Raw genomic sequence first — 26,456 nt, forward strand, 5'->3', positions numbered from 1 at the left:
AGCGTATAGAAGGAAAGACCCGGCCGTGGCCGGGTCTTTTTAGTTTAGTGCCTGTCTGAAAAACCGCTCCAGCTTCTCGGGATCGAGCTTTCCGTCGGTCCTGACCCCGCTGCAGATGTCGAGGCCGTAGGGCTGAACGGTGTCGATCGCTTCCCGCACGTTCTCCGGCCGTAGCCCGCCGGCCAGAAAAACCGGCACCCGGCTCTGCTCGACGATCCTCCGGCTGATGCTCCAGTCGTGCCGGCGGCCGGTCCCGCCCAGTTCCTTCACGGCCAGTTTGGGATTGCCCGAGTCCAGCAGCAGGGCGTCTACCTGTTCGGCAGCCGCCAGCGCTTCGTCCAGACTGACCTCGTCGAGAACATGAATGACCTGAACGAGTTTTATACCCGGCAGGGCGGCCCGCAGCACGCGGTAACTGCCCTCCGGCATCGCATCGACCAACTGTAGCGTATTGGTATGCACCCGGCGGTGGTGCTCGATGACGGCTTCGGCGGTCGGTTCGCTGGTCAGCAGGAAGGTCGCGACCGGCGGAGGAACCGACCAGGCGATGGTCCGGATCAGTTCGTCGCCGATGACGCCCGGCCCGCTCGGCATCCGCCCGACGAGGCCCAGCGCCGACGCCCCGGCCCCAACGGCCGTGCGGGCCTCTTCCACGCTGCTGATGCAGCAGACTTTAATACGCATAACTTAATACCTATCGATTAAATAAATTGATTGCTGCGGTGAAACTGCCTGCAAAGAAATCACTGTTACTCAATTAATCGGCAGATTCCCTTTTCAAAGTTTACTTTTGACGTATGATTGCAGCCAGTCCGACGGATACCTACGCTTCCCTTCGCTACCCGGAATTCCGATTTTTTATCGCCAACAGCTTTCTGTTCACGGCTACGCTGCTGATTCAGGAAGTGATTCTGGGGTACGAGCTTTATAAAATGACGCATGATCCGCTGGCGCTGGGCTTCGTGGGTCTGGCCGAAGCGCTGCCCTTTATCGGTCTGTCGCTCTTCGGCGGTCACCTGGCTGACCGGCGGGAGAAGCGCGGCATTCTCCAGATCAGCCTGACGGTTATTATTCTGGGTTCCATTATCCTTTATCTGGTTTTCCAGCCCGCCGTGGTCGAGCACCTGTCCCGAACCGCTCAGCTGGCGGTAATTTACGGGGTGCTGATGCTGATCGGAACGGCCAAAGCCTTCTACTCCCCGACCAGTTCGTCGCTGAAGCCGTTTCTCGTTCCGCGCGAGCTGTACACCAATTCCTCCACCTGGAGCAGTTCTGCCTGGCAGGCCGGAGCCATCGCCGGGCCGGGCATCGCCGGTTTTCTGTACGTCTGGCTGGGCTTCGACAATACCCTGCTGGTGGTGATCGGGCTGCTGGTCGTCTGTCTGGGGCTGCTCTCCCGGCTTCGGAAACGGCCCGCCGTGAAGATGGAAGGCCATCAGGACGGTATCTGGACGAGCCTGAAGGAAGGCATCCGGTTCGTGTTCCGGACCAAGATTATTCTGTATTCCATCTCCCTCGACCTGTTTTCGGTGCTGTTCGGCGGGGTGGTGGCCATTCTGCCGGTTTTCGCCGAAGACATTCTGAGGGTCGGCGCCGAGGGGCTGGGTATCCTGCGGGCCGCGCCTTCGGTCGGGGCCATCGGAACGATGCTGCTGCTGGCCCGCTATCCGCCTACCCGCCACGCCTGGCGAAACATGCTGATCGCGGCCCTGGGTTTCGGGATTTTCACGCTGGTATTTGCCGCATCGACCCACTTCTGGCTTTCGGTGGTGGCGCTGTTCCTGACGGGCGCGTTCGACAGTATCAGCGTGGTGATCCGCAACACCATTCTTCAGGTTTTCCCGCCCGACCACATGCGGGGCCGGGTGGCCGCCGTGAACGGAATTTTCGTTTCTTCCTCGAATGAGATCGGGGCTTTCGAATCCGGAGTGGCCGCACGGCTGTTCGGGGCCGCTCCCTCGGTGATGGCCGGTGGCGTCGTGACGATTCTGGTGGTGGCCTACGTTTATTCCCGGTCCAGGGAACTGTTCGCCGTCCGGTTAAGCTGATCGGAGCCAATCCAGCCAGTGGTTTGCAGGAATGCCGGGCGTGTCGTTATTTCAGCGCCGGAACAAAGAACCATTTTCGATCTGAACCATGCGCATTCTTACCCTCGCCCTCGGCGTCGGCCTGCTTCTGAGCGCCACCCTGACGGCATTTTACAAACCTCCGAAAGAGAAGAAACTGGTAAAGGTCTGGGAAACCGACTCGACGCTGCGGATCCCGGAATCGGTTCTGTTTGATCCGGGCGGGCAGATGCTGTATGTCGCCAACATCGACGGCAAGTCCGACTCGCTGGACGGCAACGGTTTTATTTCCCGCGTCTCGCTCGACGGCAAGATCGAAAACCTGAAATGGACCATCGGCCTGAACGCTCCGAAGGGCATGGGCATCCATAAAAACCGGCTGTATGTCACCGATGTCTACCGGCTGGTTGCCCTCAACCTGTCGAACGGACAGGCCGAGCAGACCTGGGACGCCGTCGATAAAAAAGCGTTTCTGAACGACGTGACCATCGATAAGCAGGGCACGGTGTACGTTTCGGACAACCGCAACAACAAGATTTACCGGCTGAAGGACGACAAGTGGGAGGTCTGGATCGACGGCGGGGGCATCAACAACCCCAACGGGCTGCTGGCCGTCGGCACGAAGAAGCTCATGGTCGGCAGCACGAAGATCGGTGCGCTGCAGGTTCTCGACGTGGAAACCAAAAAGCTGACGAAACTGGCCGACGGCATGGGCAACACCGACGGCATCGTGGCTGAGGGCAAAAAGAACTTTATCGTCTCGGACTGGAACGGCCAGATTTTTCACATCACCGCCGACGGGCAGAAGCGGCAACTGCTCGATGCCCGGGCGCAGAAGATGAATACCGCCGACCTTGAATACATTCCTGGCCGCAGGCTGCTCATCGTCCCGACATTTCTGAAAAACCGGCTGGTGGCATACCGGCTGGAGTAGGGTTCAAAAACGGAAGGGCGGTGATTGAAATCAATCACCGCCCTTCCGTTTTTTTTGGATCGGATTCATGATAGCGTGTTGATCAGGATCATCGCAACATGCGCGATCAGGCTGATATAGAAGCCGCCGAAGATGTATTTCAGTTTCTGGGCCGACAGAATTGGAATGATCACCAGCAGGAAGCAAAGCATCGAGGTCAGAAACTGCCAGTCGCCCCCGCCGTAGTACGCCATCGTCAGCAGCACGGCCGGCGACAGGATACATCCCTGAATCATCAGGGCGGTGGCGGCCCAGCCGATCCGGGTGAATTCGGATTTTTCCACAAACTGGTTGTATTGGTCCAGCCAGTTGTTCGTATGTACTTGAGATCGGGTCGGATGCAGGACGGTTGCCATGATTGTGTTCGTTTTCGTTTCGATTGGATACACAAAACTACGCCGTCCGCACCCCGCCCGGGATGACCGCCGTCAGCGGTTCAGGTGATTTACCTCAACAGCCGCTCCACAGCCTCCGATACCTTTTCCGCACCGAAGCCGTTCAGCGTTTCGTCCATGTAGGCCGTGATCCGGTCGTTGCCGAGGTTGCCGATGCTGCCTTCGTGGGTGTGATGCAGGCTGCGCGGGGGGGGATAGGTGCCGTCGCCGATCTCCTTCCCGACGATCCGGTAGGCTTCCCGGAACGGCACGCCCTGCAGGACCAGTTCGTTCACCCGCTCGACGCTGAACAGCAGATCGTATTTCGGGTCATCGAGCAGGCCGGGTTTGACCTGGAGGTGTTCCAGCATGAAGTCCGTGATGTCGAGGCAGTCCAGGATTTCCTCGAAGGCCGGCATCAGCACCTCCTTCAGAATCTGCATGTCGCGGTGGTAGCCGGAGGGCAGGTTGCTCAGGACGAGCGTGACCTCCATCGGCAGGGCCTTCAGGCGGTTGGTTTTGGCGCGGAGCAGCTCGGCCACGTCCGGGTTTTTCTTGTGGGGCATGATGCTCGACCCGGTCGTCAGCGCGTCGGGGAGCGTCAGGAAAGCAAAGTTCTGGCTGTTATACAGGCAGATATCCATCGCCATGCGGGAGAGCGTCGCGGCAACGGCCGCCAGCGCGGTGAGGGCGGTCTGCTCGGTTTTTCCCCGGCTCATCTGGGCGTAGACCACGTTGACGTGCATGCCCTCGAAACCCAGCAGTTCGGTGGTGAGCGTGCGGTTCAGCGGGAACGACGATCCGTAGCCGGCCCCCGAGCCGAGCGGGTTTCGGTTGGCCAGGCGGTAGGCGGTCTGAAGCGTCAGCATATCGTCGGCCAGGGCTTCGGCGTAAGCCCCGAACCACAGCCCGAACGACGACGGCATGGCAATCTGGAGGTGCGTATAACCCGGCAGCAGGTCGTTTTTATGCTGCTCCGATCGGGCGATCAGTCGGTCGAACACGCGCCGGACGGCTTCGGCCACGCGCCAGAGCCGGTCGCGGGTGAACAATTTCAGGTCCACCAGCACCTGGTCGTTGCGCGACCGTCCGCTGTGAATCTTCTTGCCGGTATCGCCCAGCTGCCGGGTCAGCATCAGTTCCACCTGGGAATGAACGTCTTCCACGCCGTCTTCGATCACGAAATCGCCTTCGGCGATTCGGCCGTAGATGGTTTTCAGTTCCGTCCGCAGGGCTTCCAGCTCGGTGGTTTCCAGCAGCCCGATGGTTGCGAGCATGGTGGCATGGGCGAGGTTGCCGAGGACGTCGAACGGGGCCAGGTAGAGGTCCATCTCACGGTCGCGCCCGACGGTAAACCGCTCGATCTGTTCGGCGGTCGAGGTATTTTCTTTCTGCCAGAGTTTCAAGGCAACGGGGGATAATGGGTGATTTCGGGGGCCAAAGTTCGGAAGGAATCCGTTGTAATCACGACGGTGTGGCAATTTTGTTAAAGCCTGTTTCTACTTTCACCCGGCCCGCCAGCCACCACAACAGGCCGGCGGAAATCGTACAGAGGACCGTGGCCCCGTACCAGAGCGCCGGGTAGCCCGACGACTGCACCACCTGCGAACCCACCGCCGGGGCGGCAATCTGGGCGATGGCATAGGCCATGCCGTGCAGCGCCAGGTACTGGCCCCGGTTATGGTCCCGGGCCCTCTCCACGGTAAACGATTGCATGAAAGGCATCGACAGCATCTCACCTACGGTGTTGACCAGCGTCCAGACCACCGCCAGACTGGGCCATGGCCCCACGTTCAGCAACAGAAACGACAGCCCGACGAGCAGCACCCCGACCGCGATCACCGCGCTTTTCCGGTGCGCAAACCGCTTTTCGATGCCGTACACCAGCGCCATCTCTACAAAGGCGATCATCAGCCCGTTGAGGGTCATCAGCATCCCGATCTGAGCCACGGTCAGGTTCATTACCTCCTTAAAATACAGGGGAATCATGCTGAAGAACTGCATAAAGCTGACGGCGAACAGGATGGTGCAGACTGTAAAGACCAGATACACGCGGTCCCGGTAAGGTGACCCGACCGCTGCCGGCTCCGGGCCCGTCGGCGTCTCTGCCGGTTGCGAACGCTCCGGCGGGCGGAGGTACAGGCGCAGCACCCCGGCCGCCAGGATGCACGTCAGCCCGTCGACCCAGAACAGCAGGCCGTAGTCGATGGCCGCCAGATAGCCGCCCAATCCCCCGCCGACCGACCAGCCGAGGTTGATCGCCAGCCGGTTGAGCGAATAGGCACGGGTGCGGGTGGCCGGGGTGCTGTAGTGGGCGACGGCCGAGGAAACGGCCGGCCGGAACCCTTCGCCCAGCAGGGTATAGCAGAACACCACCGTACACATGGCCTGAAACCCCTGAACGAACTGGAGCGCAATCAGGAAGCCGCCCGAGATGAGCAGCGTAAACAGCTGAACCGGATAAAAGCCGATCCGGTCGGTCAGCCGCCCGCCGAGGAACGTGCCGGCCAGCGCACCGAAGCCGTAGACGGCCATCACGATCCCGGCGTCCGTTACGCTGTAGTGCAGCCGCTGCGTCAGGTACAGCGACAGATACGGCAGCACCATCGTCCCGCTGCGGTTGATCAGCATCACCGCGGCCAGCAGCCAGATCGAGGGCGACAGGCCCCGGTAGGCATCCCGATAAAGACGTAGACTTCGGCCAATCATACCGCAAAGGTCGGCGGACGGCGCTCAGCAACCAAGCAGAATTGCGGCAACGGTTTTCCGCTTACTGCCGGCTGAGGTCCTGAAGCCGGATGTTGCGCCAGCGCACCTCCATCGGCCGCTGCACTTTGGTACCGTGTACCTGCAGGGCGATGAATCCGTCGGTGGCGAGGGTGTCGGTATAGTCGGTGGTTTTGACGCCGTTCAGGAAGATGCGGACGGTTTTGCCGACGGCTTCGATCCGGTACTGGTTCCAGTCGAACTTTCGGAAGGCTTTCTGGCCTTCGGGATTGGCTTTGAGGTCGACCAGCCAGCCGCGCCGGGCTTCGTCGTACAGACCGCCACTCCAGGCCCGGGCTGAGGGGTCGATTTCGGCCTGATAACCGTGCACACGCCCGTTTTTGTAGTCCGGCAGGCTCTGGCTGCGGAACTGAATGCCGGAGTTCATGCCGGTATCGACCTTCACTTCCAGTTCGAGAATGAAATCCCGGTAGTTTTTATCCGTACAAAGGAAGGTGTTCTGCGAACCCGGCTTCGAAATGCCGACCACTTCGCCGTTCTCGATCCGGTAGTCGTTCTTGACCTGCTCTCCGCGGATGGTCCAGCCCGAAAAGTCGCGGCCGTTGAAGAGTTTGATCCATTTTTCTCTGCCGAAAGCAGTCAGAAGGGTAACCAGAAGGGCGAGGGCGAGGACTTTCTTCATGGCGGAAAGGCGGTTTTGGAGCGGATGCGGTTTGGGTTTATTCCGGTAAGGGCATCCGAATCACCGGTTTACTCATGTTCGGCCGCAAAAATCTTCCGGTCCGTGATCAGTTCGCGGTGTTCTTCCAGAAACTGTTTGAAAAGCCGGATTTCCTCCAGCTGCCTGTCGATGGGGTGCGTCAGCGAATAGCTTTCCACATAGACGTCCTTAAAATCCGTGATGAGGTATTCCATCAGCCGGATGCCCCGTTTTTTCAGGGCGTGGAGGTACAGGTTCTGGTGGTTGAACGTGTAGCGCGGGTGCTGATAGGAGGAGGTGGTTTTGATGTCCACGGCCTTGAACTTGCCGATCAGATCGACGTACCCGTAAAACAGCACGTCGTCGATTTCGTAGGCGCAGTACACCTGCGTTTCGACGATGGGGCGGGGGAGGTGCCGCCGGAATTTTTCCAGGATCTCAGGGCTGAAACGGTCTTCGTGTTCGCCCTTGACGACGGCGTCCTCAAACCGGGAGCCGCGTTCCTGGGCCTCCGAGGTGGGACCCGGAACGCGGTTGATGGTGTCGACCAGCTCCTGCATCGAAACGTACCCGCTGTTCAGATACCGGGAAAAGACGTTCAGCAGGGTCGGATAGAATTTATAGCGGATCGGCATGGCGAAAAAGAATCATTAGGGAACGTATGATTCCAGCACGGTCATATCGCCGTCGGGGAGCAGCGTGACCTGCCGGGCGGAAGCCGGAATCAGGGCGCACTGGCCCATTTTCAGCGGAATCCGGTAGCCGCCCTCGGCTTCGATGGTCAGCGAACCCCCCACACACACCAGAATCACGAACGAATCCAGATGCGTGTAGTCGTGCATCACCTCCTGATCGAAATTCAGGACGTTGGTGACGAAATATTCACTCGTGACGACGTTGACGCTCTGGTTCCGTTTCGGTTCATACTGCGTCTTGTAATGGTCGTAGTGCGTATAGTCGATGGCGTCGACGGCCAGATCGGTGTGCAGCTCGCGCTTCCGGCCCTTGTCGTCGACCCGGTCGAAGTCGTAGATGCGGTACGTAATGTCGGAGGTCTGCTGGATTTCGGCCAGCAGGATGCCTTTTCCGATGTAGTGCACGCGCCCGGCGGGCAGAAAGAATACGTCGCCGGCCCGGACGTCCTCGATATTCAGAATGTCGTTCAGGGTGTTGTTCTCAACGGCTTTGACGTATTCGTCCTTCGTCACGGAGCGGTTGAAGCCCGAGTTGAGTGTGGCGGTTTCGTCAGCTTCGAGGATGTACCACATCTCGGTTTTGCCGAAGCTGTTGTGCCGCTCCTTCGCCAGCCGGTCGTTGGGATGCACCTGAATAGACAGGTCGTCGTTGGCGTCGATGAACTTGACCAGCAGCGGAAACTCGTTGCCGTAGCGTTCATAAACGTGTTTCCCGACCAGTTCCTCGCCGTATTTTTCGAGCAGTTCCTGTAGGCTCTGGCCCTTCAGCGCCCCCTCCTTCACGACGGAGACGTTGCCCTGGACGCCGGAGATTTCCCAGGTTTCCCCACAGTTGGGCAGGGGTGAAAAATCTTTGCCCAGAACGGTCCGGATTTTCTGGCCTCCCCAGATTTTGTCTTTGAAAATGGTTTCGAAAGTGAGCGGATAGAGCATAGTCGTTGAGGTCGTTCCCAATTATAAAATTTGTTCGAGCATTCGGATATACAACTCGACCCCCTGTTCGATTTCCCGCAGGTAAATAAATTCGTCGGCGGTATGCGAGCGTTCGGAGTGGCCGGGGCCGCATTTGAGCGAGGGGCAGTTGAGCAGGGCCTGGTCGGAGGTGGTCGGCGAGCCGTAGGTCTCCCGGCCCAGGGCGATGCCGGCCTGCACGATCGGGTGGTCGATCGGGATGCTCGACGGCTTCAGCCGGATCGAGCGCGGCTGCACCTCGGAGCGGATGTTCTTCCGGATCGTGTCGATGACTTCCTCCAGGGTATACTGCTCCGTCACGCGTACATCCAGCGTAAAGGCGCAGGCATCGGGCACGACGTTATGCTGTGAACCGGCATTGATGATCGTCACCGACACCTTGACCGGGCCGAGCGTCGGCGAAACCTTCGGGAAGGGGTTGTTTGTCAGCCATTCGATGTCTTTGATGGCCCGATAAATGGCGTTGTCGCCCTCGTTGCGGGCCGCGTGGCCGGACTTGCCGCGGGCGGTGCAGTCCAGCACGAGCAGGCCCTTTTCGGCCACCGCCAGCTGCATCTGCGTCGGCTCGCCCACGATGGCGAAGCTGATCGGCGGCAGGTCGGGCAGGATCATCTCCAGCCCTTCCCGGCCCGAAATCTCTTCTTCGGCCGTGGCCGCCAGCAGGAGGTTGTAGGCCAGGTCTTTCTTGCTGTAAAAGTGGCAGAAGGCGGCCATGAGCGACACCAGGGAGCCGCCCGCGTCGTTGCTGCCCAGCCCGAACAGCTTTCCTTCGCGTTCGACGGGTTTGAAGGGGTCGAGCGTCCAGGACGAATTCGGTTTGACGGTATCGTGGTGCGAATTGAGCAGAACGGTCGGTTTGGCCGGGTCGAAATGCCGGTTCTGCGTCCAGATATTGTTTTTGACGCGCCGGTAGGGAATGGCCCGGTGCTGAAAGAATTCCTCGATCAGCAGCGCCGTCCGGTCTTCTTCCCGACTGAACGAGGGCGTGGCGATCAGTCGCTTCAGGAGTTCAATGGCTGATTCGGTCTGTGTCTCCAACGAGTAGGCCGTTAGTTGTGAAATCATTTCAGATTCAAAGCTACAAGTTACATTTCGGGATAGGAACGGTGGGCTTATCCCTCTTCATAAAATTTAATCTTCAGGTCCCGCAGAAACTTTTTGATGATGTCTACGTGGACACACTGCCCGACGTTCAGGAACGGGTAATTCGAGACGCGGGTTTTGCGGCCGTGGACGATGACCTCCCGGTCTTCGATGTCGAAGCCGAGGTGCAGATGCCGGGTGACGCTCTGCATACCGTAAATAACGCCTTTGGTGTCGAACAGCGGGCCGCCACTCTGTCCGCGCAGACCGGGTGTACTCATTTCGATGCCGACCACCTCGCCGTTTTCGGCCCGCAGCCGCGTCACGATGCCGTCGATGGGGAAGCGGGGCGTCAGGCTCTTGCCTTCGGACGTCCATTCGATGTCGTCGGTATCGGGGTTGTACCGGAAGTTGTTGAACTCCGGGAACGGGTAACCCAGACGGCAGAGCGTCCGGCCCGGTTTGATCCGGCTGCTGTCGCGCAGAAACTGGGCGCAGGAAGTATACTGAATCTGGTTGTACCCGACGAACTGAATCACCGCCAGATCCTGGGTCGGGTGAAAATGATACCGAACGTCCTGATACTGATCCACGCAGCTAAAGAACAGGTTTCGCATCCGGATCACGGTTTCCGGCTTCATGCCGAACTTGTTCTCCAGCTCCTCCGCCCTCCTCTGGCCGTTCCGGTCGCGCGGCAGCGCCCGTTGTTCACCCTTGAACTGAAGGTAATGCCGGTGAATGGTATTGGCTTTCTGCAACTGGTCCGCGACGTGCGCGCAGGTAATGGCGCAGGCCTGTTCGTTGACGAAGAACATCGTGGAACAGGCGGGAATGATTTCACTGCTTCCGTAGAACCGTACTATCGACAGAATCGGACGCACATACGGGTCGACCCGCTCTATGGCTTCAACATACATAAGTACGGCAAAGGTAATTGTTGAATGATGGAATTGTTGAATGATTGAATGCGCGCAGCAAATTTTAGCCTTGCGAAGCCCATTCAATCACTCAACCATTCAATCATTCAGCAATTCAATAATTATGCCGTCATCGGCGCTCCGTGGCCGTCGTATCGTTGAATCCTTCGGTGCCGGACTGAGGTTCACGGCATTTCTGAACGAGCATGATGATAATCAGGAGGCCGAGGGCGGCCAGCACCCAACGCTGCCAGTTGTTTTCCCGCCGTCGGTCGACCTCCGGGCTTTTCGGAATGTCGAGGTTGCCGGGGACGTTGACGGAGTTGTAAATGGCCTGCGGCCCGTCCGGTCCTCCTTCGGGTGTGTGGAGCCTGTCGAAGTCGAGCATGGCACCCAGGCCCTCCAGCCCCGCCGGCAGGCTCGTCCGGATCGTGTCGGCCTGCCCGGCCAGCAGCGTCCGCAGGTTATCGGCCGACAGCCCCTTTTCGGCGTATTGCTGCCCCAGCACGTTCATCATGACCGAACCGGCCAGGCCCATCAGCGACAGGGCGGTCGGCTCCTGAACCCCGCTGTAGGCCGCAATGGCTCCCGCGACTTCGTCCGCATCGTCGCCGAACACCTCGTCGAGCAGGCTGCTGCCCGAGGCCACGGCCGCCTGGGTGTTGATCCGGGAGTCGGTTACCTGACTGACGTCCAGGGGCGTATTGGCGTAATTACCGTCTTTCAGGACGTCGATGACGTCGGAGGCACCGCGGGCGTCATGCACCCGGCGGGCCAGCCCCCCCAGGACGGCCGGTACCGCGCCCGCAACGGCTTTTCGAACGGAAGCCGGATTTTCACCCAGTCTGGTGCTCAGTTGGTCGATTACTGAAGGGGTAAACTGGTCCTGCAAAAAAGATAACAGATTGACCGCCATGGTTGAGAGTACGTTGCTTGATACGACTATCAACCCGCCCGCCGGGCCTTTGTTCGGTCATCTTACCCAATGACCCCGCCCGACGGTTCCGTTTATTTGTTCTTCTCGACGGCATGACCGCCGAATTCGTTGCGCAGGGCGGCCACCACTTTTCCGGCGAAGGTGTCCTCCTGCAGCGAGCGGTAGCGCATCAGCACCGACAGCGCGATGACCGGGGTCGGAATGCCGAGATTGAGGGCGGTTTCGAGCGTCCATTTGCCTTCGCCCGAGGAGAACATGGTGCCGCGCAGTTCGTCGAGGTGCGGGTCTTTCCGGAAGGCGTTCTCGATCAGTTCCATCAGCCAGCTCCGGACCACCGAGCCGTGGTTCCAGAGGTTGGCGACGGCCTGGAGGTCGAGGTCGAAGCCGCTCTTTTCCAGTACCTCGAAGCCCTCCGCGATGGCCTGCATCATGCCGTATTCGATCCCGTTATGCACCATTTTGGTAAAGTGACCGCTGCCGGCCCGGCCCGTGTGCAGATAGCCTTCTTCCACGGAAATTTGGGTGAAGACCGGGGCCAGCTTCTCAATGGCTTCCGGGTCGCCCCCGACCATCGTGCAGGCCCCGTTCAGCGCGCCCGAGATGCCCCCGCTGGTCCCGCAGTCGACAAAATGGACGCCGTGTTCCTTCAGCGTGTCATAGCGCCGGATCGAGTCCTGGTAGTGCGAGTTGCCGCCGTCGATGACGATGTCGCCGGCCCGAAGCAGCGGCAGGATTTCGGCGATGACGTCGTCGACCAGCTTTCCGGCCGGAATCATCAGCCAGATCACCCGGTTTTCGGGCAGGGCCTGAAAGAGTTCGGGGAGCGAACCGGCGGGAGTGGCTCCCTGCTCCGCCAGCAGGCTGACCAGCGACTGGTTGACGTCGTAGCCGACGACCTGATGACCGTGGCGCAGCAGGTTGACGACGAGATTGAACCCCATTTTGCCGAGGCCGATAAATCCGATGTGCATGATTTGTAGTGAGGAGTCACAAAGTTATGTTCGGCAAAAGTAAGGGAAATGGAGGTTCGATGTTTCCCGCTTTCTAAAAACAGAAAGCCTGGTCATCCTGCCGGGCCGACGCCATCCGTTCACGGGCGGCTACTCATTGGGTAATTCGGAGAAGGAATCAAATGCCTTCCGGCCGGAAACCCGAGCAGGGAAAGTGCCTGAAGGCACTTAACTCCTTCCCCGAATCACTGGTCAGTGGGAGAGAGGAGTGGAAAAGTGATCGGCCAGCCAGGTGACGAGAAGCCGCAGGGCCGGGGCCGAGAAGGTTTCGGGCAGGTCTTTTCCTTCTTCCATGAAACCGGTCGGCGTGGCCTGGAACATATGGTTCAGCCCGGGCAGCAACTCGACCTGATAGTCGCGGTTCGTTCCGGCCCGGAGTGACTCCTTCAGCCGGCGGACCGCCGTTTCGGCCGGTATCAGAATGTCTTTTTCCCCGTTCATCGCCAGCACCGGACAGGTTACGGTTGTTAGCTGGTCGGGGTGAGGCTGAAGCGCATCCTGATGAAAGAGTTCATTCGATAGGTCCTGTACGCGAACCTGCATTTCTTCCTTCCAGCCCGGCTGCTCGGCGGCCGGTACCTGAGCCAGTTCCCGGGCCGCCAGCCGGGTCAGAGCTTCTTTCCGTTTTACGGCGTCGCCTTCCTCCCTGACAATGCCGAGGGCTTCCCCGATAAACCGCCGGGCTGCCTGCGTGGCCGTTTCCGAAAACCCTTTCAGTTTGAGCTTCACCAGCAGTTGACCGGCCACGATCTCGCCCTTGCTCATGGTCGGGGCCGCTGCGGCCAGCAGCACGAGGAACGCAATCTCACGGGGGGGCCGGTTCGCCAGATTCAGGGCCGTACCGGTGCCCTGGCTGTGGCCCAGCAACCCGATCCGGCCGGGGTCGACCTCGGCCCGCGACCGCAGGAACTGGACCCCGGCCTGCGCATCGGCATCGAAATCGGCGTCGGTGAGTTCACGAAGCGGTTTGGAACCCGGCGTCGACTGGCCGGCGCCCCGGTCGTCGAACCGCAGCACCGCAAAACCGTGGCGGGTCAGCTGGTCGGCCAGGACCAGAAACATTTTGTGGCCGTAGAAAGGCATGTCGCGTTCGCTCTGGCCGGAGCCGGAAATCAGCAATACCGCCGGAAACGGGCCTTTCCCCTCCGGCAGCGTCAGGGTTCCGGCCAGCTGCACCGATGCGTCTGTCGGGTTAGGATACCGGACGTCGAGGCTGCGGTAGGGCAGAGGTTGGCTGGGGAGTTGGGTGTAGACCGATGGCTGGCCAAAAACCGGTATGCAGGCGAGCAGAATGAAGCCGGTGAAGCCGGACAGGAGGACGCGCCGGAAAAACCGCACCGACGTCGGGTGAAAAGTCGTCATAAGGGTCACAGAAGGTTAGGTGTTGGTTGAAATTCGGGCGGATATACACAATCGCCCTGGCAAATTTGGCGACTCCGGCCATGCGGCACAATCGCATGAAGATGCGAATTGCAGGAGGGAGATTCCCTAAATAACCGCCGTCCGGCCCCAACAATGCCGGAAGAAAATCGGTTGTATCGGAGTTGAATCAAACTTCTGTGAACGATGGATGAGGAAGAAAAAAAAATAATCGATGCCAAACAGGCCATCAGCCCCGCCGGTCTGGGCGACCGTTCGATGAAAGGACTTACCGGTCAGGGGGGCGAACTTCCCGATGAAGACATTCAGGATGTTCCACCCACCGAACTCGAAGATAAATACCTAGATGGTGAGGGGGACGACGTGGCTTCTAATGTTCGCCAGACGCATCAGAACCGCAATCGGGACGGGAAACCGCAACTGGATAAACCTTCCTACGGGGGAGGTCACTGACGAAAAAGGGACGCTTCGGCGTCCCTTTTTATTTTACTCATCCATCCGGACGATTTTAGGCTGAAACGTGCCGAGGACGTCCACGAGGTCTTTCTGGAAACTCATAACCTGATGGATGTCTTTGTACACCATCGGGGCCTCGTCCAGCCCTCCGCCCATGAGGGTAATGCCGTTCTCCTTCAGCATCTCGGTTACATGCGTCCAGAGCAGGCTGTTTTTGGCGGCCGCCCGCGACATCCGGCGTCCGGCCCCGTGGGAGGCCGAATCGAGGGAGGTGGGTTCGCCCCGCCCGCGGACGATGAAACCCGGCTGCGACATCGATCCCGGAATGATGCCCAAAACGCCCTTCCCGGCCGGCGTGGCGCCTTTGCGGTGAACGATCAGTTCCCGCCCTTCATGGGTTTCCTTCCAGGCGAAATTATGGTGGTTTTCGACCATCGCCGTCGGCTTTTCGCCCAGCGCCCGGGCAATCTTGTGGTGAATCTGGTGGTGACAGGCCGAGGCATAATCGCCCGCCAGGTTCATGCAGGCCCAGTATTCCTGCCCCGCTTCCGTATCGAGCGACAGCCAAGCCAGGTGTTTGGCCTCGCGCGGCAGGGGCGTGGCGTCCATCGCCACCTTCGTGAAGTGGTTGGCGATGGCGGCCCCCAGCCCCCGCGAACCGGAGTGCGACAGCAGGGCCAGGTATTTTCCCGGCGGAAGGTCGAGGTCTCTGCTTTGCTCCGTGATTTCGACGATACCGAATTCCACGAAATGATTTCCTGACCCTGAGGTGCCGATTTGCCGGACGGCTTTGTCGTGCAGACCCCGCAGCAGCGGTATTTCTTTGAACTCCCTCCGGGCGAGGACCTCGTCGTCCATCGGTTTGCTGAACTCGCGTCCGGCTCCGAACAGGGTGTCGCGTTGCAGGATGTTCTTCAGCTTTTTGTTCTCGCCGTAGATCAGGTGTTCGGGCAGTTCGAAGACGCTCAGGCACATGCGGCAGCCGATGTCCACCCCAACGCCGAAGGGAATAACCGCGTTGTCGGTAGCGAGCACCCCGCCGATGGGCAGGCCGTAGCCCTGATGGGCGTCGGGCATGAGCGCCCCGGCCGCCGTGACGGGCAGCCGCATGGCGATTTCCATCTGGTTGACGGCCCCGGCCTCGATGTGATCGGCCCCGAACACCGTGTACTCACGCCGTTCGGTCGCCAGCGGAATCTCATCCGGGGTCCGGGTTTTGGGCTTTTCCACCAGCAGGGCCGCAATGGGGCCGAGGGTGTCGTTTTTGAGGTAGTCGTTCGGGTCTTTCAGCACCTTCTCCAGCAGGTCCAGCGCTTCCCGCTGTTTGGTGTGCTTGAAGTTGCTGTTCATCACGCGCATCGCGACGGAGATCACTCTGCCTTCCGGATAGCCGATTTTCCGGAGGTCCTTGCCGGTTAGTTTCAGTCTCATGGTCAATCGAAAAAACTAACGTATAAACCCGACAGGGAGAAGACTGTTGGCGGCCGGTGACTAAACGGGCAGGGCTTTCTCGAATCGGCGGTAGGCCTGGCGATAAATCCTGTGGCACTCGGGATTCGGTTGGTAGGTCCGGCCGAAGCCGACGTGCCGGGTGGCGTCGATCAGCGAGGAGGCCCGCCCGGTAGCTTTCATTACCAGCAGAATCGCGCCGATGGCCCCGCTTTCGTTGCTTTCGTTCAGCCGGACCGGCACCCCGAAGATGTCGGCCATCATCTGCACCCACATCGCCGACTGGGCAAAACCGCCGTTGGCGTGGATGACGCGCGTCGGGCCGGTATGGCGGGACAGCAGCCGCTCGATGCGCAGCAGGTTGAACAAAACTCCCTCCAGGGCCGCCCGCACGAAATGCGCCCGTCCGTGCTGCCAGTCGACGTTCAGGTAGGAGCCGCGCACCCCGGCGTCCCAGAGCGGAGCGCGTTCGCCCTGGAGGTAGGGCAGAAACAGCAGCCCGTCGCAGCCCGGAGGTACGGTGGCGGCTTCGTCCAGAACGTCGGCGGTTTCGGAACGGGTCAGTTTTTCGGAAACCCACTGGAGCACGTTGGCCCCGTTGTTGGTCGGGCCGCCGACGACGTAGTAATTCTGCGTGCCGACCGCTTCGGCGTCGAGAATATAGCTGAACAGCCGGCCCTGGCTCTCGCGCAGGGGTTTGCGGGCCGTCCGGCGGATGGCCCCGCTGGTGCCGATGGTGATGGTGGTAATACCGGCTTCGACGGCCCCGGCGCCGAGGTTGGCCAGACAGCCGTCCGAGGCCCCGATGAAAAGGGCCGTCCCGGCGGGCAGACCGGTATCATCGACGGCTTTGGCCGGGTCGAAAGGCACGCTGTGGGTGGTCGGGACCGGCTCGGAAAGCTGTTCACGCTGCACCCCGGCAAAACGAAGGGCCGGCGGATACCACTCCAGCCGCTGGCTGTCGAAAAGGCCCGTGGCGGTGGCCATCGAGTAGTCGATCTGGTAGAGGCCGGTCAGCCGGTGCCAGACGTATTCCTTCAGTGAAATCCAGCCGCCCGCCCGCCGGAGGAGACGCGGATTGTGTTCGCGAAACCAGGCCAGTTTGCAGAGCGGAATCATGGGGTGAAGCGGGGTGCCGGTCCGCTGGTAAATGTCCTTTCCGTTGGCTTCGGTGCCGTTGCGGAGGGCGTTGGCCTGCTTCTCGGAACGATTGTCGGACCAGATGATGCCGTTGGTGAGCGCCTTTCCCTGCTCGTCGACGGCCAGAATGCTGTGCATGGCCGAACTGAACCCGACGGCTTCGACCGTCACCGACTGCACGGCCAGTTCGCCGTTCACCTCCCGGAGTACCTGCACCAGACGGTCCCATACCTCGGCCGGCACCTGTTCACAGTAGCCGGGCCGGGGGTGGTAGGTGGTCAGCGGTTGGGACGCATGGGCGATAATCTGCCCGGTTTCGGGTTGAAAAGCGAGGGCTTTCACGTTGGTCGTGCCGATGTCGACGCCGAGAATGCAGTTCATGAGGGCTGAGGGGCTGGTGTTGCCGGTGCAAAGAAAGAGTAAAATCCTATTCTTTACGCACCGGACGAAACCCTTTCCGACCGCTTTAGTTAAGCGGAAGAACTTATCAACGCAGACGAATACTCTTTTCCCTGAAGCGATACCCGATGATTCACCCCGATACGTACCTGAAACCTACTCCCAAAGGCCTTGGAATTTTTGCCGGACGCCCTTTCCGCCGGGGCGAAATTCTCTGGATAACCGATGAAATGGACGCCCGGATTTCGCTTTGCGACTATGCCGGACTGAGCGAACTCGAACGCCGGAAGGTCAATGTCTATTCCTATCTCGACAGCAGTAACCGGATCGTGATGCCCTGGGATGAGGGTAAATACGTCAACCACTCCTGCGACCCCAATTCCACCAGTCTGACCGAACTCGACAGCATCAGCATCGCCCTCCGGGACATCGCGGCCGACGAGGAGATCGTGGAGGACTATTACTCTTATTGCGGCCATTTCGAAAGTTTTCAGTGCCGGTGTGGCGCCCGCCACTGCCGGGGTTACATCCACGACGGCAAAACCTTCGAACCCGGCCTGCGCATCCCGCTCCGTGAGGTCGCACCCCTGCTGCTGAACCTGCCGCAGCCGCTGCTAGCGATTCGTTCCGAGGAGAAAAACCGGCTGCTGGAACTGCTGCAAATGACGCATCACGGAGCCGGTGCCGCCGTAAGCCCGGGTTCCCTGTAAGAAGCGGAGGAATTATAGGACGCAGGTTTGAAAAACAGGCATTTTTGTCCTAAGTTTGTTGAATGCCTGTTACCGGATTATGTACTTTCGTAACCCTATTCCTTTCTTTTTCTTACTGATTTTTGCCGGTCTGCTGACCGGCTGCGGTTCCAAAAAGCCGGCGGGTTCACCCCCGGAACCATCGGGGCTGGACGGCGCCGAACTGGCCCGGATCAATTGCTCCAACTGCCACCTGATGCCGCAGCCCGACGAGCTGCCCCGCTCTCTGTGGGCGCGGAAGGTGCTGCCGCAGATGGCCCTCCGCATGGGGTTCTTCGCCGATTCGCTTTCGCCCTACAACCAGATGCGCGATCAGGACGAAATCGAACGGGTGATTCACTCCAGCGCCTTCGCCGACGCCCCCCTGGTGCATCCCGACGACTGGCAGAAGATTTCCGACTACTACCTTCAGAACGCCCCTGAGCAGCCCAAACCGCAGATTGCCAAACCGCCCGTGGCGTCCGACCTGCCGCTGTTCCGGCTCCGCAAGCCCGCGCAGGCCGTCGATAACCTTATTACGCTGCTGAAATATGACTCCGTCAGCCGGAAGATTGCGGTGGGAAGCCGTCGGGGCCGGTTGTGGTTTCTCGACCCGGCTCTGAACAAGGTCGATTCGGCCGTTACGGTCTATCCGGCCTCCGGTCTGCGGACCCGCCCGGACGGAACGATGGACGTGGTGACGATGGGCGAAATGGACCCCAATGACCGCCCGAACGGCGAGATTATCGAACTGCACCGCAACCCGGCCAACCGTCGGCTGGAGCGGTCGGTGCGGCTTCAGAAGCTGCAACGGCCCGTCGAGGCCATCTACACCGACCTGAACGGCGACGGCCGGGAGGACATTCTGGTGTGTCAGTTCGGGTATTACCTCGGCCGGCTGAGCTGGTTCGAGAACAAGGGGCGGACGTATGAGGAGCACAGCCTTCAGGAATGCCCCGGCGCGCTGCGGGCCGTCGTGAAGGACATGAACGGCGACGGTCATAACGACATCGTGGTGCTGATGGCGCAGGGCGATGAACAGGTGGCCGTGTATCAGAACGAAAAGGGCGGCCGCTTCTGGAAAAAAACCGTGCTTCGCTTCCCGCCGGACTACGGTTCGAGCAACATCGAGATTGTGGATTTCGACGGCGACGGCGACCCCGACATTCTGTATACCAACGGAGACAATGCCGACTATTCCTACTCGCTGAAGCGCTACCACGGCGTCCGGCTGTTCCGCAACGACGGTTATTTCCGGTTCCGGCAGGCCTGGTTTTACCCGCTCCACGGCGCCATGAAAGCCGTCGCCCGCGACTTCGATCAGGACGGCGACCTGGATGTGGCCGCCATCGCCTTCTTCCCCGACTTCACGAAAAAGCCGGTCGAGAGTTTCGTTTACCTCGAAAACCGGGGCGGGGCCGGTCTCCGGGCCTCGACTTTCCCCGACGCCGACCAGGGGGCCTGGCTAACGATGGATGCCGCCGACGTCGACCAGGACGGCGACGAAGACATCCTGCTCGGCTCCTTCGCCTTCCGCGTCACGCCCACCCCGAAGGAACTGCTCCAGCGCTGGCAGCAGTCGAAAACCGGGGTGCTCCTCCTTGAAAACCGCACGAACCCGAAGCGGGTTGCTGGGAAATAAGACCCGCAGGATGAAATAACCCTCCGTCAATTGAGCAGAGCGATACTGAACAGCCTGTTGTTGCTATCAAACAGCAGTTCCATTCGAGTATCGAGTCTGGTAGCTCCGTTTTTTTAAGTAAAAAATACTGATTGCCTTAAAACTTTTACCTCTGGATTGGCCGGAACTTTGAAACATGGGAAAGCCGAAAAATTTGTCCACTTTAGCGAACCTGATTGGTTCGCCTATCTTAAAGGTTGGGCCATTGACCGTGCCGACCGATATTCCGGGGCTAACGATCTCAAAGCTGACCAGCTCTTCATCAAGAAAGGCGATTTGATTGCTCCCATAATTATATACCTGAATCGTGTCGTCATCAATTTCCGAAAAGCAATGGCCAATCCGGGAGGGCCGCCCGAAGACCTGAATACATTTGGTTGGGGATTCTCCCCAAACTAATCCGATAGAAGGTTTAGCGGGCTTGATAAGGGCTACTTTTGAAATGTCAACTGGAGTTTGTGCATGCGCTGTCCATGTGGTTATGCCGGTTAAGAAGATTAAAACTGCTGTTTTTATTTTCATTAGGTTGGCTTCCGGTGTGTTTGCAGGATAGGGGTAGCCTCGGATGATTACCCCTGGCCCCCTACAGGGGGTAGTATTCCCCTTTATGGAGTGAAAGGTCCTGCTTTGGACTCCGAACCATCCAATAAGTCACACCATCCCGCGTGACGAGATCGACCCTTCAAATCCGGTATTACATTCTAAATCCTTCCCGCCAGTGACTTTGAAATAAAATGATCGTCCTAAGGAGGTTTGCCGCCGGGCTGTCCGGTGGTTTCTCCGGACGGTTATTTTGCCTTGAAGTTGAATGAGACGATTTTTATCGATTGATCGGCGTGTTTTAAGCGGTTTTCTGCTTCTCATTGTCTGTTCTCCCCATTTCTGCTTCGCCAATGCATCGGTTGCCTTTCCGGACTCATCCGGAACGCGCGTGGATTCCATTGCATCGTCTGCCTTCCCACGGTTTCGATTTCAGCCTTTCCTCAGCATCCTGGCGCCAGGATTCAGCCACAGCGGGCGATTGTCGGTTCCAAATCCCTTTCTAAACAATCCCCTCTTCGGCTTGCAGGCCGGTGTCGGTCTGGAGATCGGCTATTCGCGCCGGATGGCCGCCCGGCTGGAACTGTCGTATGTCCGTAAAGGAGCGCGGGAAGTGTTCGGGCAACGCACCGACCGGCTCGAAGCCACCACAAAACTGCATTACGCCCAATTGAACCTCATGCCGCTGATTCTGAAGCCGGAGTGGAAGCGGTTTCCGGTGACGGCCGGTTTCGGAGTCTATGGAGGGTGCCTGCTTAAAATGAGCCACCGCTATACCGTAAATCACGGCGCCGTATTCTCCAATGTTCTGTTGTCCGACAACTTCAGATCAATGGATTTCGGCTGGACGCTGAGTCTCGGTTACCAGGGCTTCCGGCTCCCGCTGGAGCTGCGTTTTGAAGCCGGTTTTCGCCCTATTCTGCCCTCCCATGGACTTCAAACCCCTCTTTATAACCGGGTGCTTGCCCTTCACTTAACCATCTGAGCCGACGCATGAAATCCAGACAAATCCTGCCGTTACTCGTGCTGACGGTACTTGCCCTGACGACCTGCCGCCGGGAACGCGATGTTCTGCCTTTGGAAGACTATTACGGCTATCGGACAACCGGCAACGTGACTATTCGGCGGCTTGGGAACGGCGGCCCGGAATATTACCTCGGTATCGACCAGGATTCGCTGCGATTTACCGCCGAAGCCAGGGACATGGACTACAAGCAGGTACCTGCTCCTCTGTTCAGCTATTGGGTCGACGGAAAACCCATGCCGAATGGAGCCTTCCTGCCGACGAAAGCCGGAAAATATAACTTTCGGGCCCGGCTGGGCCCGAAAGAAAGCCGGCCGGTGACGGTTGAAGTCATCGATCCGGCTTCTTTGATTAGCCGCCTGTATCTGGGGATTCGTTCGGGTAATCCAGGGATTGCCTTTTCCGATGGTTCTTCCCGTTTTGAATTTTTCGGAGTAGCTGTGGGGCTGAATGGAACCTCGCTTCCATTCGACTTTAGGCCCGGTATCCGGCTGTACGTCGACGGCCTGCCTCAGCCGACGCTGGAGTTCATTCCAACGCAGGAAAAGCGATACCGGGTCAAATTGAAAGGTTTTGGAAAAGAGAGCAATGAGATCTGGATCGACGCTCACCCGCCGGATTATTATGTCACGCAGGTGCGTCTGAGCATGGTGCAGAACGGGCCGGAGTTTCAGGCCGACGAGATTTCAAAAGCCGATTTTCGCGTCGAAACGCTGAGCCGTGAAGGGCGGTGGGTTAACTTTTCGGCCCAGCCGCAGCGGGAATTTTTCGTCGACGACCGGCTAAGTCCGGGCCTATCCTTCAAAACCCGTACGCCGGGAGTTTACCGGTTCAAAGCAAAGGTGTTTAGCAGGGAGAGCAATGAATTGACTCTGAGCGTATTACCACCGTCGGAAAGCGCCATTATCACCATTCCGATCGTTTTCCACCTGTTCAATGTGGCTATTCCGCAGGCAAAACTTCAGGCGCAGGTCGACATTCTGAACAAGGTCTTCCGGGATCAGTGGAACCCGAACAATAACCCTAAGGCTGAACGGCATGCCGACCTCCGGCTTCAGTTCGTGCTGGCCGACACCGATCCGAACGGTCGGCCCATGCCTCAGCCCGGCCGCGATTACATCGATCTGGGCCGGGCGCGATATTCCCAGAAAGAAATCAGCGACAAGCTGGGTTGGGATCATTATTGGAATCCCGATTTCTACCTCAATATCTATGTGGCGAACTACACGGATACCTACCTCGCTTCTCTGAAAGGTACGTGGGCCGGGCTGGGAAGCTATCCGTGGACCCGCGTGGCCCTGCCCGGTATTATTATGGTTTCAGGCAACCCGAAACCCGACTTCCTCTACGCATTGTATGTGATCCCGGACGTATTCAAGGATAATTACGTCACCCAGACCGTGATCGCCCATGAAATCGGCCACCTGCTTGGCCTGAGACATGCCTTCAATGAGGCCAGCTGCGAGCAGGACGAAGATTATTGCGACGACACACCGGCGTATCCTCGTCACCAGTACATCCCGGAAAACCTCGGTACCCGGCGGATCGGCTGCGACGGCATGGCTTTTTCGGCCACGAATTTTATGGACTACTATTACGGGTATGAAAATTCGTTTACGCTCGATCAGGCGTCCCGCGTGCGGCACATCCTCAACTACGGCCTCTGGCTGCCGACGCCGGCCAACGGACGCTCCAATTCGCACGGCCGAATCACCGGCGCGCCCGGTTTCGTTAAACGCCCTCCCGTGCTGCGTCCGGTAGACTGGGTCGCCTGCCCGGCACCGGAAGCCCGGCCTTTCGGTTTTCTCCGGCGGCCGGCCGATTTCGACCTACTGAAAGAGTAATCCGGTTAGATTTAGGTCTTATGGCAGATGTATGAATAAGACCCTACTTACTCTCGGAATAGGGCTGCTGGGGAGCGCAGCCGCCCTGGCCCAATCCGACATTCCGGCCAATCCGGTGAAGCCGACGCCCCAGCAGCTTCGCTACCAGCAGCAGGAACTGATCGGGTTTCTGCACCTGACCGTCAACACCTTCACCGACCGTGAATGGGGGACCGGCCAGGAAGACCCGGCCATTTTCAACCCCACGCAGCTCGACGCCCGGCAGTGGGTTCGTGTGGCGAAGGATGCCGGCATGAAAACGCTCATCCTCACTGCCAAGCACCACGACGGGTTCTGCCTCTGGCCCTCGAAATACACGGATCATTCCGTCAAAAGCAGCCCCTGGAAAGGCGGGAAAGGCGACGTGGTCCGCGACCTGGCCGACGCCTGCCGCGAAGCCGGAATCAAGCTTGGCCTCTACCTGTCGCCCTGGGATATGCACGAACCCAAGTACGGCACTTCGGAATACAACCAGTTTTATCTGAACCAGTTACGCGAGCTGCTCACCAACTATGGGCCGGTGGCCGAGGTCTGGATGGACGGGGCGAAGGGCGAGAACGCTAAAAATATGTCCTATGATTTCGACGCCTACCGGGCGCTGATCCGGCAGTTGCAGCCGCAGGCCGTCATCTTCTCCGACGTCGGGCCGGGCGTGCGCTGGATCGGAAACGAAAAGGGCTTTGCGGGCGAAACCTGCTGGTCGACGATCAATACCGAGGGCATGGACATCGGCAAGGCCGACAGCAAATACCTCAACACCGGCGACCCGAAGGGCGACGAGTGGATTCCGGGCGAATGCGACGTTTCGATCCGGCCCGGCTGGTTCTACCACCCGGCCGAAGACGCCAAAGTCAAAACGCCGAAACAACTGGTCGATGTTTATTACAAATCCGTCGGTCGGAATGGAACCCTGCTGCTCAACCTGCCGCCCGACCGTCGGGGCCTGATTCACGAAAGCGACGTAGCCGCCCTGAAGGGTATGCGGGCTATTCTGGATGAGACTTTCCGGGCCAACCTGGCCGGCCGCAGAACCGCCAGGGCCTCCGCTTCGACGCCTGCCTTCCCGCCCCGGAACCTGACCGACGGCAACGCCGACACCTATTGGGCGGCTTCCGCCGGACAAACCACCGCTACCCTTGACCTGGACCTCGGGCGCGAGACCACCTTCGACCGGATTGCTTTGCAGGAGCCGGTGCGCTTGGGGCAGCGGGTGTCGGCCTTTCGGGTTGAAGCGGAGCAGAACGGGCAGTGGAAGCCGGTCGCTTCTGGTACCACCATCGGTTACAAACGTCTGCTGCGACTCGACGCTCCGGTGCAGGCCCGGCGGATTCGGGTCGTGATCGAGCAGGCCAATAACACGGCGGCTCTGTCCGAAATCGCTGTTTACAAGGCTTCCCCGAACGAATGATGAAGAAGGACTTTTCGGAAAGCACGAAGACTAAAATAGTTCGATAACGTCCTGGATTCTTTTCAGAACCTGGAACTGGTGGTATCAGGGCAAGTAAAATACCGCCCCCGGTTTTCTTTCGCTACTAAATTCTTCCAACTGAAGCCCGCATGCCAGCCTCCCGTCGTCATTTCCTGAAACTCACCGGTCTAAGCGGTCTCGGACTCACCGCCGGCCTCCCCCAACTCTACGCCCGGGCGGCCGGTCCGCCGGCCGAAACCGACTACGACCAGATCATCGTCGGCGGCACCCCGGCCGGGATCATGGCCGCCGTCGCAGCCGCCCGGATGGGCAGAAAATCGCTGATCCTGGAGCGTTCCGCGTATATCGGCGGCCTGCCCGCCAACGGCCTGGGTGCTACCGACATCGCCACCCGGGGTGCCACGGGCGGGCTGTTTCTGGAGTTCGTGCAGCGCATCAGAAAATTCTATGTCGACCAGTACGGGGCCGACTCCCAGCAGGTGAAAGACTGCTCGGAAGGATACCATTTCGAGCCGTCGGTAGCCGCCCGGATCTTTGATGATTTCATCCGGGAACACCCGGCCGTAACGGTGCTGACGATGCGGCAGTTCGATTTCGAGTCCGAAAACCTGACCATCAGCCGGAACCGGATTCAGGCCATCCGGGTGCTGAACCGGCAGTCGAAGCAGACGGAAACCTACCGGGGGCGGTTTTTCATCGACGCCACTTACGAGGGCGACCTGATCGCGGCTGCCGGGGTGCTGTTCTTCCTTGGCCGGGAAGGCAGGACGGAGTACGGGGAGGTCGGGGCCGGGCGGGTTTACAAATACTGGGGCGGCAAGGAAGGTGAAGGCTCCACGTTTCAGGGCGATAACGCCGTGCAGTCCTACAATTACCGCCTTTGCCTGACCAACGACCCAAATATCCGGGCAGCCATTCGGAAACCCGCCCGCTACAACCGGGAAGAATACGTGTCGCTGATCGAGGACGTCAAAACCGGCCGGCATACCGGCGTGGAGGCCCTGAAACTGACCGATGCCCAGCGGGTCGAGAACCTGCGCCGGGCGAAGGAAGGGCTGCCGCCCGAGGTGCCCGGCATGCCGGTGGGCATTGCCCGGCTGACCAACATGGTGAAGCTGCCGAACCGCAAGAACGACGGCAACAACCAGCACTTGGCCTTTCTTTCTACCGACCTGCCGGAAGAAAACTGGCCCTATCCGACCTCCGGCTGGGAATGGCGCGACCGCTTCGCCCGGCGGCTTCGGGAGTATACCGAAGGCCTTTTCTACTTCGCCCAGAACGACCCCGAACTGCCCGAGTGGTTCCGGAAAGAATGTCTGGAATGGGGCTGGGCCAAAGACGAATACGTCGACAACGGTAATTTTCCGCGACAAATCTACGTACGGGAAGGGCGCCGGATGAAGGGCAAATATCTGTTCAAAGCGCAGGACGCCCAGCCGGTGACGCCCGGCGGCCGGCCCCCGTTGCACGCCGACAGCATCACGGCCAGTCACTACGCCCTCGACTCACACGCCGTCCGGAAGCGGGAGGCCGGAAAAATTCACCTCGACGGCTTCCTGAGCTACCCGTCGGCAGTCTATACGGTTCCCTTCGGCGTCATCGTACCGGACTCACCCCTCGAAAACCTGCTGGCTCCGGTGCCGGCTTCGGCCACGCACATCGGCTTTTCGACGCTCCGGATGGAGCCGTGCTGGATGGCGCTCGGTCAGGCGGCCGGGACGGCGGCGGCGCTCTGCGTCCGGCAGAACACTTCGGTTCACGCCCTCGACGTGCCGACGCTCCAGAAGGCACTGATTCAGCAGAAAGCCATTCTCGTGTATTTTAAGGAAGTACCGCCCGGCGACCAGAAATTCGAAGCCATGCAGTGGGAAGCCCTCAACCGAAAGAAATAGC

Annotated in this window: 24 protein-coding genes; 9 read left to right on the forward strand and 15 right to left on the reverse strand. The window is 59.5% G+C overall.

Going from position 1 to position 26,456, the window contains the following annotated elements:
• Positions 1–39: 39 nt before the first annotated feature.
• Positions 40–684, reverse strand: coding sequence for a phosphoribosylanthranilate isomerase (locus DX909_RS22705; protein WP_128547522.1), 645 nt, complete (start codon positions 682–684; stop codon positions 40–42).
• Positions 685–797: 113 nt separating this feature from the next.
• Here DX909_RS22705 and DX909_RS22710 point away from each other — a divergent pair, with 113 nt between their 5' ends.
• Both DX909_RS22710 and DX909_RS22715 read left to right on the forward strand, forming a co-directional pair.
• Positions 798–2,048: an MFS transporter gene (locus DX909_RS22710; RefSeq protein WP_128547523.1), complete on the forward strand. Its 1,251-nt coding sequence runs from the start codon at positions 798–800 to the stop codon at positions 2,046–2,048.
• Positions 2,049–2,136: 88 nt separating this feature from the next.
• Entirely contained in the window at positions 2,137–3,000 is an 864-nt protein-coding gene (locus DX909_RS22715) for an SMP-30/gluconolactonase/LRE family protein (protein ID WP_128547524.1), read from the forward strand.
• A 65-nt stretch (positions 3,001–3,065) separates the two neighbouring features.
• Here DX909_RS22715 and DX909_RS22720 read toward each other — a convergent pair whose 3' ends face one another.
• The 11 genes from DX909_RS22720 to DX909_RS22770 form a co-directional block, all read right to left on the reverse strand.
• Entirely contained in the window at positions 3,066–3,395 is a 330-nt protein-coding gene (locus tag DX909_RS22720; protein WP_128547525.1) for a hypothetical protein, read from the reverse strand.
• A gap of 89 nt (positions 3,396–3,484) precedes the next feature.
• Positions 3,485–4,819 (reverse strand): argininosuccinate lyase, encoded by a 1,335-nt coding sequence (gene argH, locus DX909_RS22725; protein WP_128547526.1) that lies wholly within the window; start codon positions 4,817–4,819, stop codon positions 3,485–3,487.
• Between the two features lie 58 nt (positions 4,820–4,877).
• Entirely contained in the window at positions 4,878–6,122 is a 1,245-nt protein-coding gene (locus tag DX909_RS22730; RefSeq protein WP_128547527.1) for an MFS transporter, read from the reverse strand.
• 61 nt (positions 6,123–6,183) lie between these two features.
• On the reverse strand, positions 6,184–6,822 hold the full coding sequence (locus DX909_RS22735) for a 3-keto-disaccharide hydrolase (protein WP_128547528.1): 639 nt from the start codon (positions 6,820–6,822) through the stop codon (positions 6,184–6,186).
• Positions 6,823–6,890: 68 nt separating this feature from the next.
• Complete coding sequence (locus DX909_RS22740) at positions 6,891–7,475, reverse strand: PD-(D/E)XK nuclease family protein (RefSeq protein ID WP_128547529.1); 585 nt, start codon at positions 7,473–7,475, stop codon at positions 6,891–6,893.
• 15 nt (positions 7,476–7,490) lie between these two features.
• Positions 7,491–8,468 carry a type I phosphomannose isomerase catalytic subunit gene (locus DX909_RS22745; protein WP_128547530.1) on the reverse strand — a complete coding sequence of 326 codons (978 nt, stop codon included), beginning with the start codon at positions 8,466–8,468 and terminating at the stop codon, positions 7,491–7,493.
• Between the two features lie 21 nt (positions 8,469–8,489).
• A complete protein-coding gene (locus DX909_RS22750; RefSeq protein ID WP_128547531.1) occupies positions 8,490–9,572 on the reverse strand; it encodes a M20 family metallo-hydrolase in 1,083 nt (360 codons plus the stop codon).
• Positions 9,573–9,619: 47 nt separating this feature from the next.
• Positions 9,620–10,507 (reverse strand): S1 family peptidase, encoded by an 888-nt coding sequence (locus DX909_RS22755; protein ID WP_128547532.1) that lies wholly within the window; start codon positions 10,505–10,507, stop codon positions 9,620–9,622.
• Between the two features lie 130 nt (positions 10,508–10,637).
• On the reverse strand, positions 10,638–11,423 hold the full coding sequence (locus DX909_RS22760; protein ID WP_128547533.1) for a DUF937 domain-containing protein: 786 nt from the start codon (positions 11,421–11,423) through the stop codon (positions 10,638–10,640).
• 92 nt (positions 11,424–11,515) lie between these two features.
• A complete protein-coding gene (gene gnd, locus DX909_RS22765) occupies positions 11,516–12,415 on the reverse strand; it encodes a phosphogluconate dehydrogenase (NAD(+)-dependent, decarboxylating) (RefSeq protein ID WP_128547534.1) in 900 nt (299 codons plus the stop codon).
• A 231-nt stretch (positions 12,416–12,646) separates the two neighbouring features.
• Positions 12,647–13,816, reverse strand: a complete 1,170-nt coding sequence (locus DX909_RS22770) for an alpha/beta hydrolase family protein (RefSeq protein ID WP_128547535.1) — start codon at positions 13,814–13,816, stop codon at positions 12,647–12,649.
• Positions 13,817–14,020: 204 nt separating this feature from the next.
• Here DX909_RS22770 and DX909_RS22775 point away from each other — a divergent pair, with 204 nt between their 5' ends.
• Positions 14,021–14,287, forward strand: coding sequence for a hypothetical protein (locus tag DX909_RS22775; RefSeq protein ID WP_128547536.1), 267 nt, complete (start codon positions 14,021–14,023; stop codon positions 14,285–14,287).
• Positions 14,288–14,320: 33 nt separating this feature from the next.
• Here the strand turns inward: DX909_RS22775 and DX909_RS22780 are convergent, their stop codons facing one another.
• Positions 14,321–15,721, reverse strand: coding sequence for an RtcB family protein (locus tag DX909_RS22780; protein WP_128547537.1), 1,401 nt, complete (start codon positions 15,719–15,721; stop codon positions 14,321–14,323).
• A gap of 60 nt (positions 15,722–15,781) precedes the next feature.
• Positions 15,782–17,260 carry a gluconokinase gene (locus DX909_RS22785; protein WP_128547538.1) on the reverse strand — a complete coding sequence of 493 codons (1,479 nt, stop codon included), beginning with the start codon at positions 17,258–17,260 and terminating at the stop codon, positions 15,782–15,784.
• A gap of 146 nt (positions 17,261–17,406) precedes the next feature.
• On the opposite strand from DX909_RS22785, the gene DX909_RS22790 reads away from it, so the two are divergent.
• The gene (locus DX909_RS22790; RefSeq protein WP_128547539.1) at positions 17,407–17,988 is read left to right on the forward strand and encodes an SET domain-containing protein; all 582 of its coding nucleotides are present in this window, start codon (positions 17,407–17,409) and stop codon (positions 17,986–17,988) included.
• Between the two features lie 79 nt (positions 17,989–18,067).
• Positions 18,068–19,648 (forward strand): FG-GAP repeat domain-containing protein, encoded by a 1,581-nt coding sequence (locus tag DX909_RS22795; RefSeq protein WP_128547540.1) that lies wholly within the window; start codon positions 18,068–18,070, stop codon positions 19,646–19,648.
• Between the two features lie 66 nt (positions 19,649–19,714).
• On the opposite strand, the gene DX909_RS22800 is transcribed toward DX909_RS22795, so the two are convergent.
• On the reverse strand, positions 19,715–20,209 hold the full coding sequence (locus tag DX909_RS22800) for a hypothetical protein (RefSeq protein ID WP_128547541.1): 495 nt from the start codon (positions 20,207–20,209) through the stop codon (positions 19,715–19,717).
• Positions 20,210–20,495: 286 nt separating this feature from the next.
• Between DX909_RS22800 and DX909_RS22805 the strand changes: the two genes are divergently transcribed.
• The 4 genes from DX909_RS22805 (at position 20,496) to DX909_RS22820 (ending at position 26,455) form a co-directional block, all read left to right on the forward strand.
• Entirely contained in the window at positions 20,496–21,212 is a 717-nt protein-coding gene (locus DX909_RS22805; RefSeq protein ID WP_128547542.1) for a porin family protein, read from the forward strand.
• An 8-nt stretch (positions 21,213–21,220) separates the two neighbouring features.
• Positions 21,221–23,095 carry a M43 family zinc metalloprotease gene (locus tag DX909_RS22810; protein WP_128547543.1) on the forward strand — a complete coding sequence of 625 codons (1,875 nt, stop codon included), beginning with the start codon at positions 21,221–21,223 and terminating at the stop codon, positions 23,093–23,095.
• A 31-nt stretch (positions 23,096–23,126) separates the two neighbouring features.
• Entirely contained in the window at positions 23,127–24,542 is a 1,416-nt protein-coding gene (locus DX909_RS22815; RefSeq protein ID WP_128547544.1) for an alpha-L-fucosidase, read from the forward strand.
• A gap of 149 nt (positions 24,543–24,691) precedes the next feature.
• Entirely contained in the window at positions 24,692–26,455 is a 1,764-nt protein-coding gene (locus DX909_RS22820) for an FAD-dependent oxidoreductase (protein WP_128547545.1), read from the forward strand.
• Position 26,456: the final 1 nt, after the last annotated feature.

Source organism: Larkinella soli, assembly GCF_003703975.1.
Lineage (GTDB): Bacteria > Bacteroidota > Bacteroidia > Cytophagales > Spirosomataceae > Larkinella > Larkinella soli.

Excerpts from the sequence above, each read along its gene's own strand:
- DX909_RS22705 (WP_128547522.1), bottom strand. The coding sequence starts at position 684 with ATGCGTATTAAAGTCTGCTGCATCAGCAGCGTGGAAGAGGCCCGCACG.
- DX909_RS22710 (WP_128547523.1), top strand. The coding sequence starts at position 798 with ATGATTGCAGCCAGTCCGACGGATACCTACGCTTCCCTTCGCTACCCG.
- DX909_RS22715 (WP_128547524.1), top strand. The coding sequence starts at position 2,137 with ATGCGCATTCTTACCCTCGCCCTCGGCGTCGGCCTGCTTCTGAGCGCC.
- DX909_RS22720 (WP_128547525.1), bottom strand. The coding sequence starts at position 3,395 with ATGGCAACCGTCCTGCATCCGACCCGATCTCAAGTACATACGAACAAC.
- DX909_RS22730 (WP_128547527.1), bottom strand. The coding sequence starts at position 6,122 with ATGATTGGCCGAAGTCTACGTCTTTATCGGGATGCCTACCGGGGCCTG.
- DX909_RS22735 (WP_128547528.1), bottom strand. The coding sequence starts at position 6,822 with ATGAAGAAAGTCCTCGCCCTCGCCCTTCTGGTTACCCTTCTGACTGCT.
- DX909_RS22740 (WP_128547529.1), bottom strand. The coding sequence starts at position 7,475 with ATGCCGATCCGCTATAAATTCTATCCGACCCTGCTGAACGTCTTTTCC.
- DX909_RS22745 (WP_128547530.1), bottom strand. The coding sequence starts at position 8,468 with ATGCTCTATCCGCTCACTTTCGAAACCATTTTCAAAGACAAAATCTGG.
- DX909_RS22750 (WP_128547531.1), bottom strand. The coding sequence starts at position 9,572 with ATGATTTCACAACTAACGGCCTACTCGTTGGAGACACAGACCGAATCA.
- DX909_RS22755 (WP_128547532.1), bottom strand. The coding sequence starts at position 10,507 with ATGTATGTTGAAGCCATAGAGCGGGTCGACCCGTATGTGCGTCCGATT.
- DX909_RS22760 (WP_128547533.1), bottom strand. The coding sequence starts at position 11,423 with ATGGCGGTCAATCTGTTATCTTTTTTGCAGGACCAGTTTACCCCTTCA.
- gnd (WP_128547534.1), bottom strand. The coding sequence starts at position 12,415 with ATGCACATCGGATTTATCGGCCTCGGCAAAATGGGGTTCAATCTCGTC.
- DX909_RS22770 (WP_128547535.1), bottom strand. The coding sequence starts at position 13,816 with ATGACGACTTTTCACCCGACGTCGGTGCGGTTTTTCCGGCGCGTCCTC.
- DX909_RS22775 (WP_128547536.1), top strand. The coding sequence starts at position 14,021 with ATGGATGAGGAAGAAAAAAAAATAATCGATGCCAAACAGGCCATCAGC.
- DX909_RS22780 (WP_128547537.1), bottom strand. The coding sequence starts at position 15,721 with ATGAGACTGAAACTAACCGGCAAGGACCTCCGGAAAATCGGCTATCCG.
- DX909_RS22785 (WP_128547538.1), bottom strand. The coding sequence starts at position 17,260 with ATGAACTGCATTCTCGGCGTCGACATCGGCACGACCAACGTGAAAGCC.
- DX909_RS22790 (WP_128547539.1), top strand. The coding sequence starts at position 17,407 with ATGATTCACCCCGATACGTACCTGAAACCTACTCCCAAAGGCCTTGGA.
- DX909_RS22795 (WP_128547540.1), top strand. The coding sequence starts at position 18,068 with ATGTACTTTCGTAACCCTATTCCTTTCTTTTTCTTACTGATTTTTGCC.
- DX909_RS22800 (WP_128547541.1), bottom strand. The coding sequence starts at position 20,209 with ATGAAAATAAAAACAGCAGTTTTAATCTTCTTAACCGGCATAACCACA.
- DX909_RS22805 (WP_128547542.1), top strand. The coding sequence starts at position 20,496 with ATGAGACGATTTTTATCGATTGATCGGCGTGTTTTAAGCGGTTTTCTG.
- DX909_RS22810 (WP_128547543.1), top strand. The coding sequence starts at position 21,221 with ATGAAATCCAGACAAATCCTGCCGTTACTCGTGCTGACGGTACTTGCC.
- DX909_RS22815 (WP_128547544.1), top strand. The coding sequence starts at position 23,127 with ATGAATAAGACCCTACTTACTCTCGGAATAGGGCTGCTGGGGAGCGCA.
- DX909_RS22820 (WP_128547545.1), top strand. The coding sequence starts at position 24,692 with ATGCCAGCCTCCCGTCGTCATTTCCTGAAACTCACCGGTCTAAGCGGT.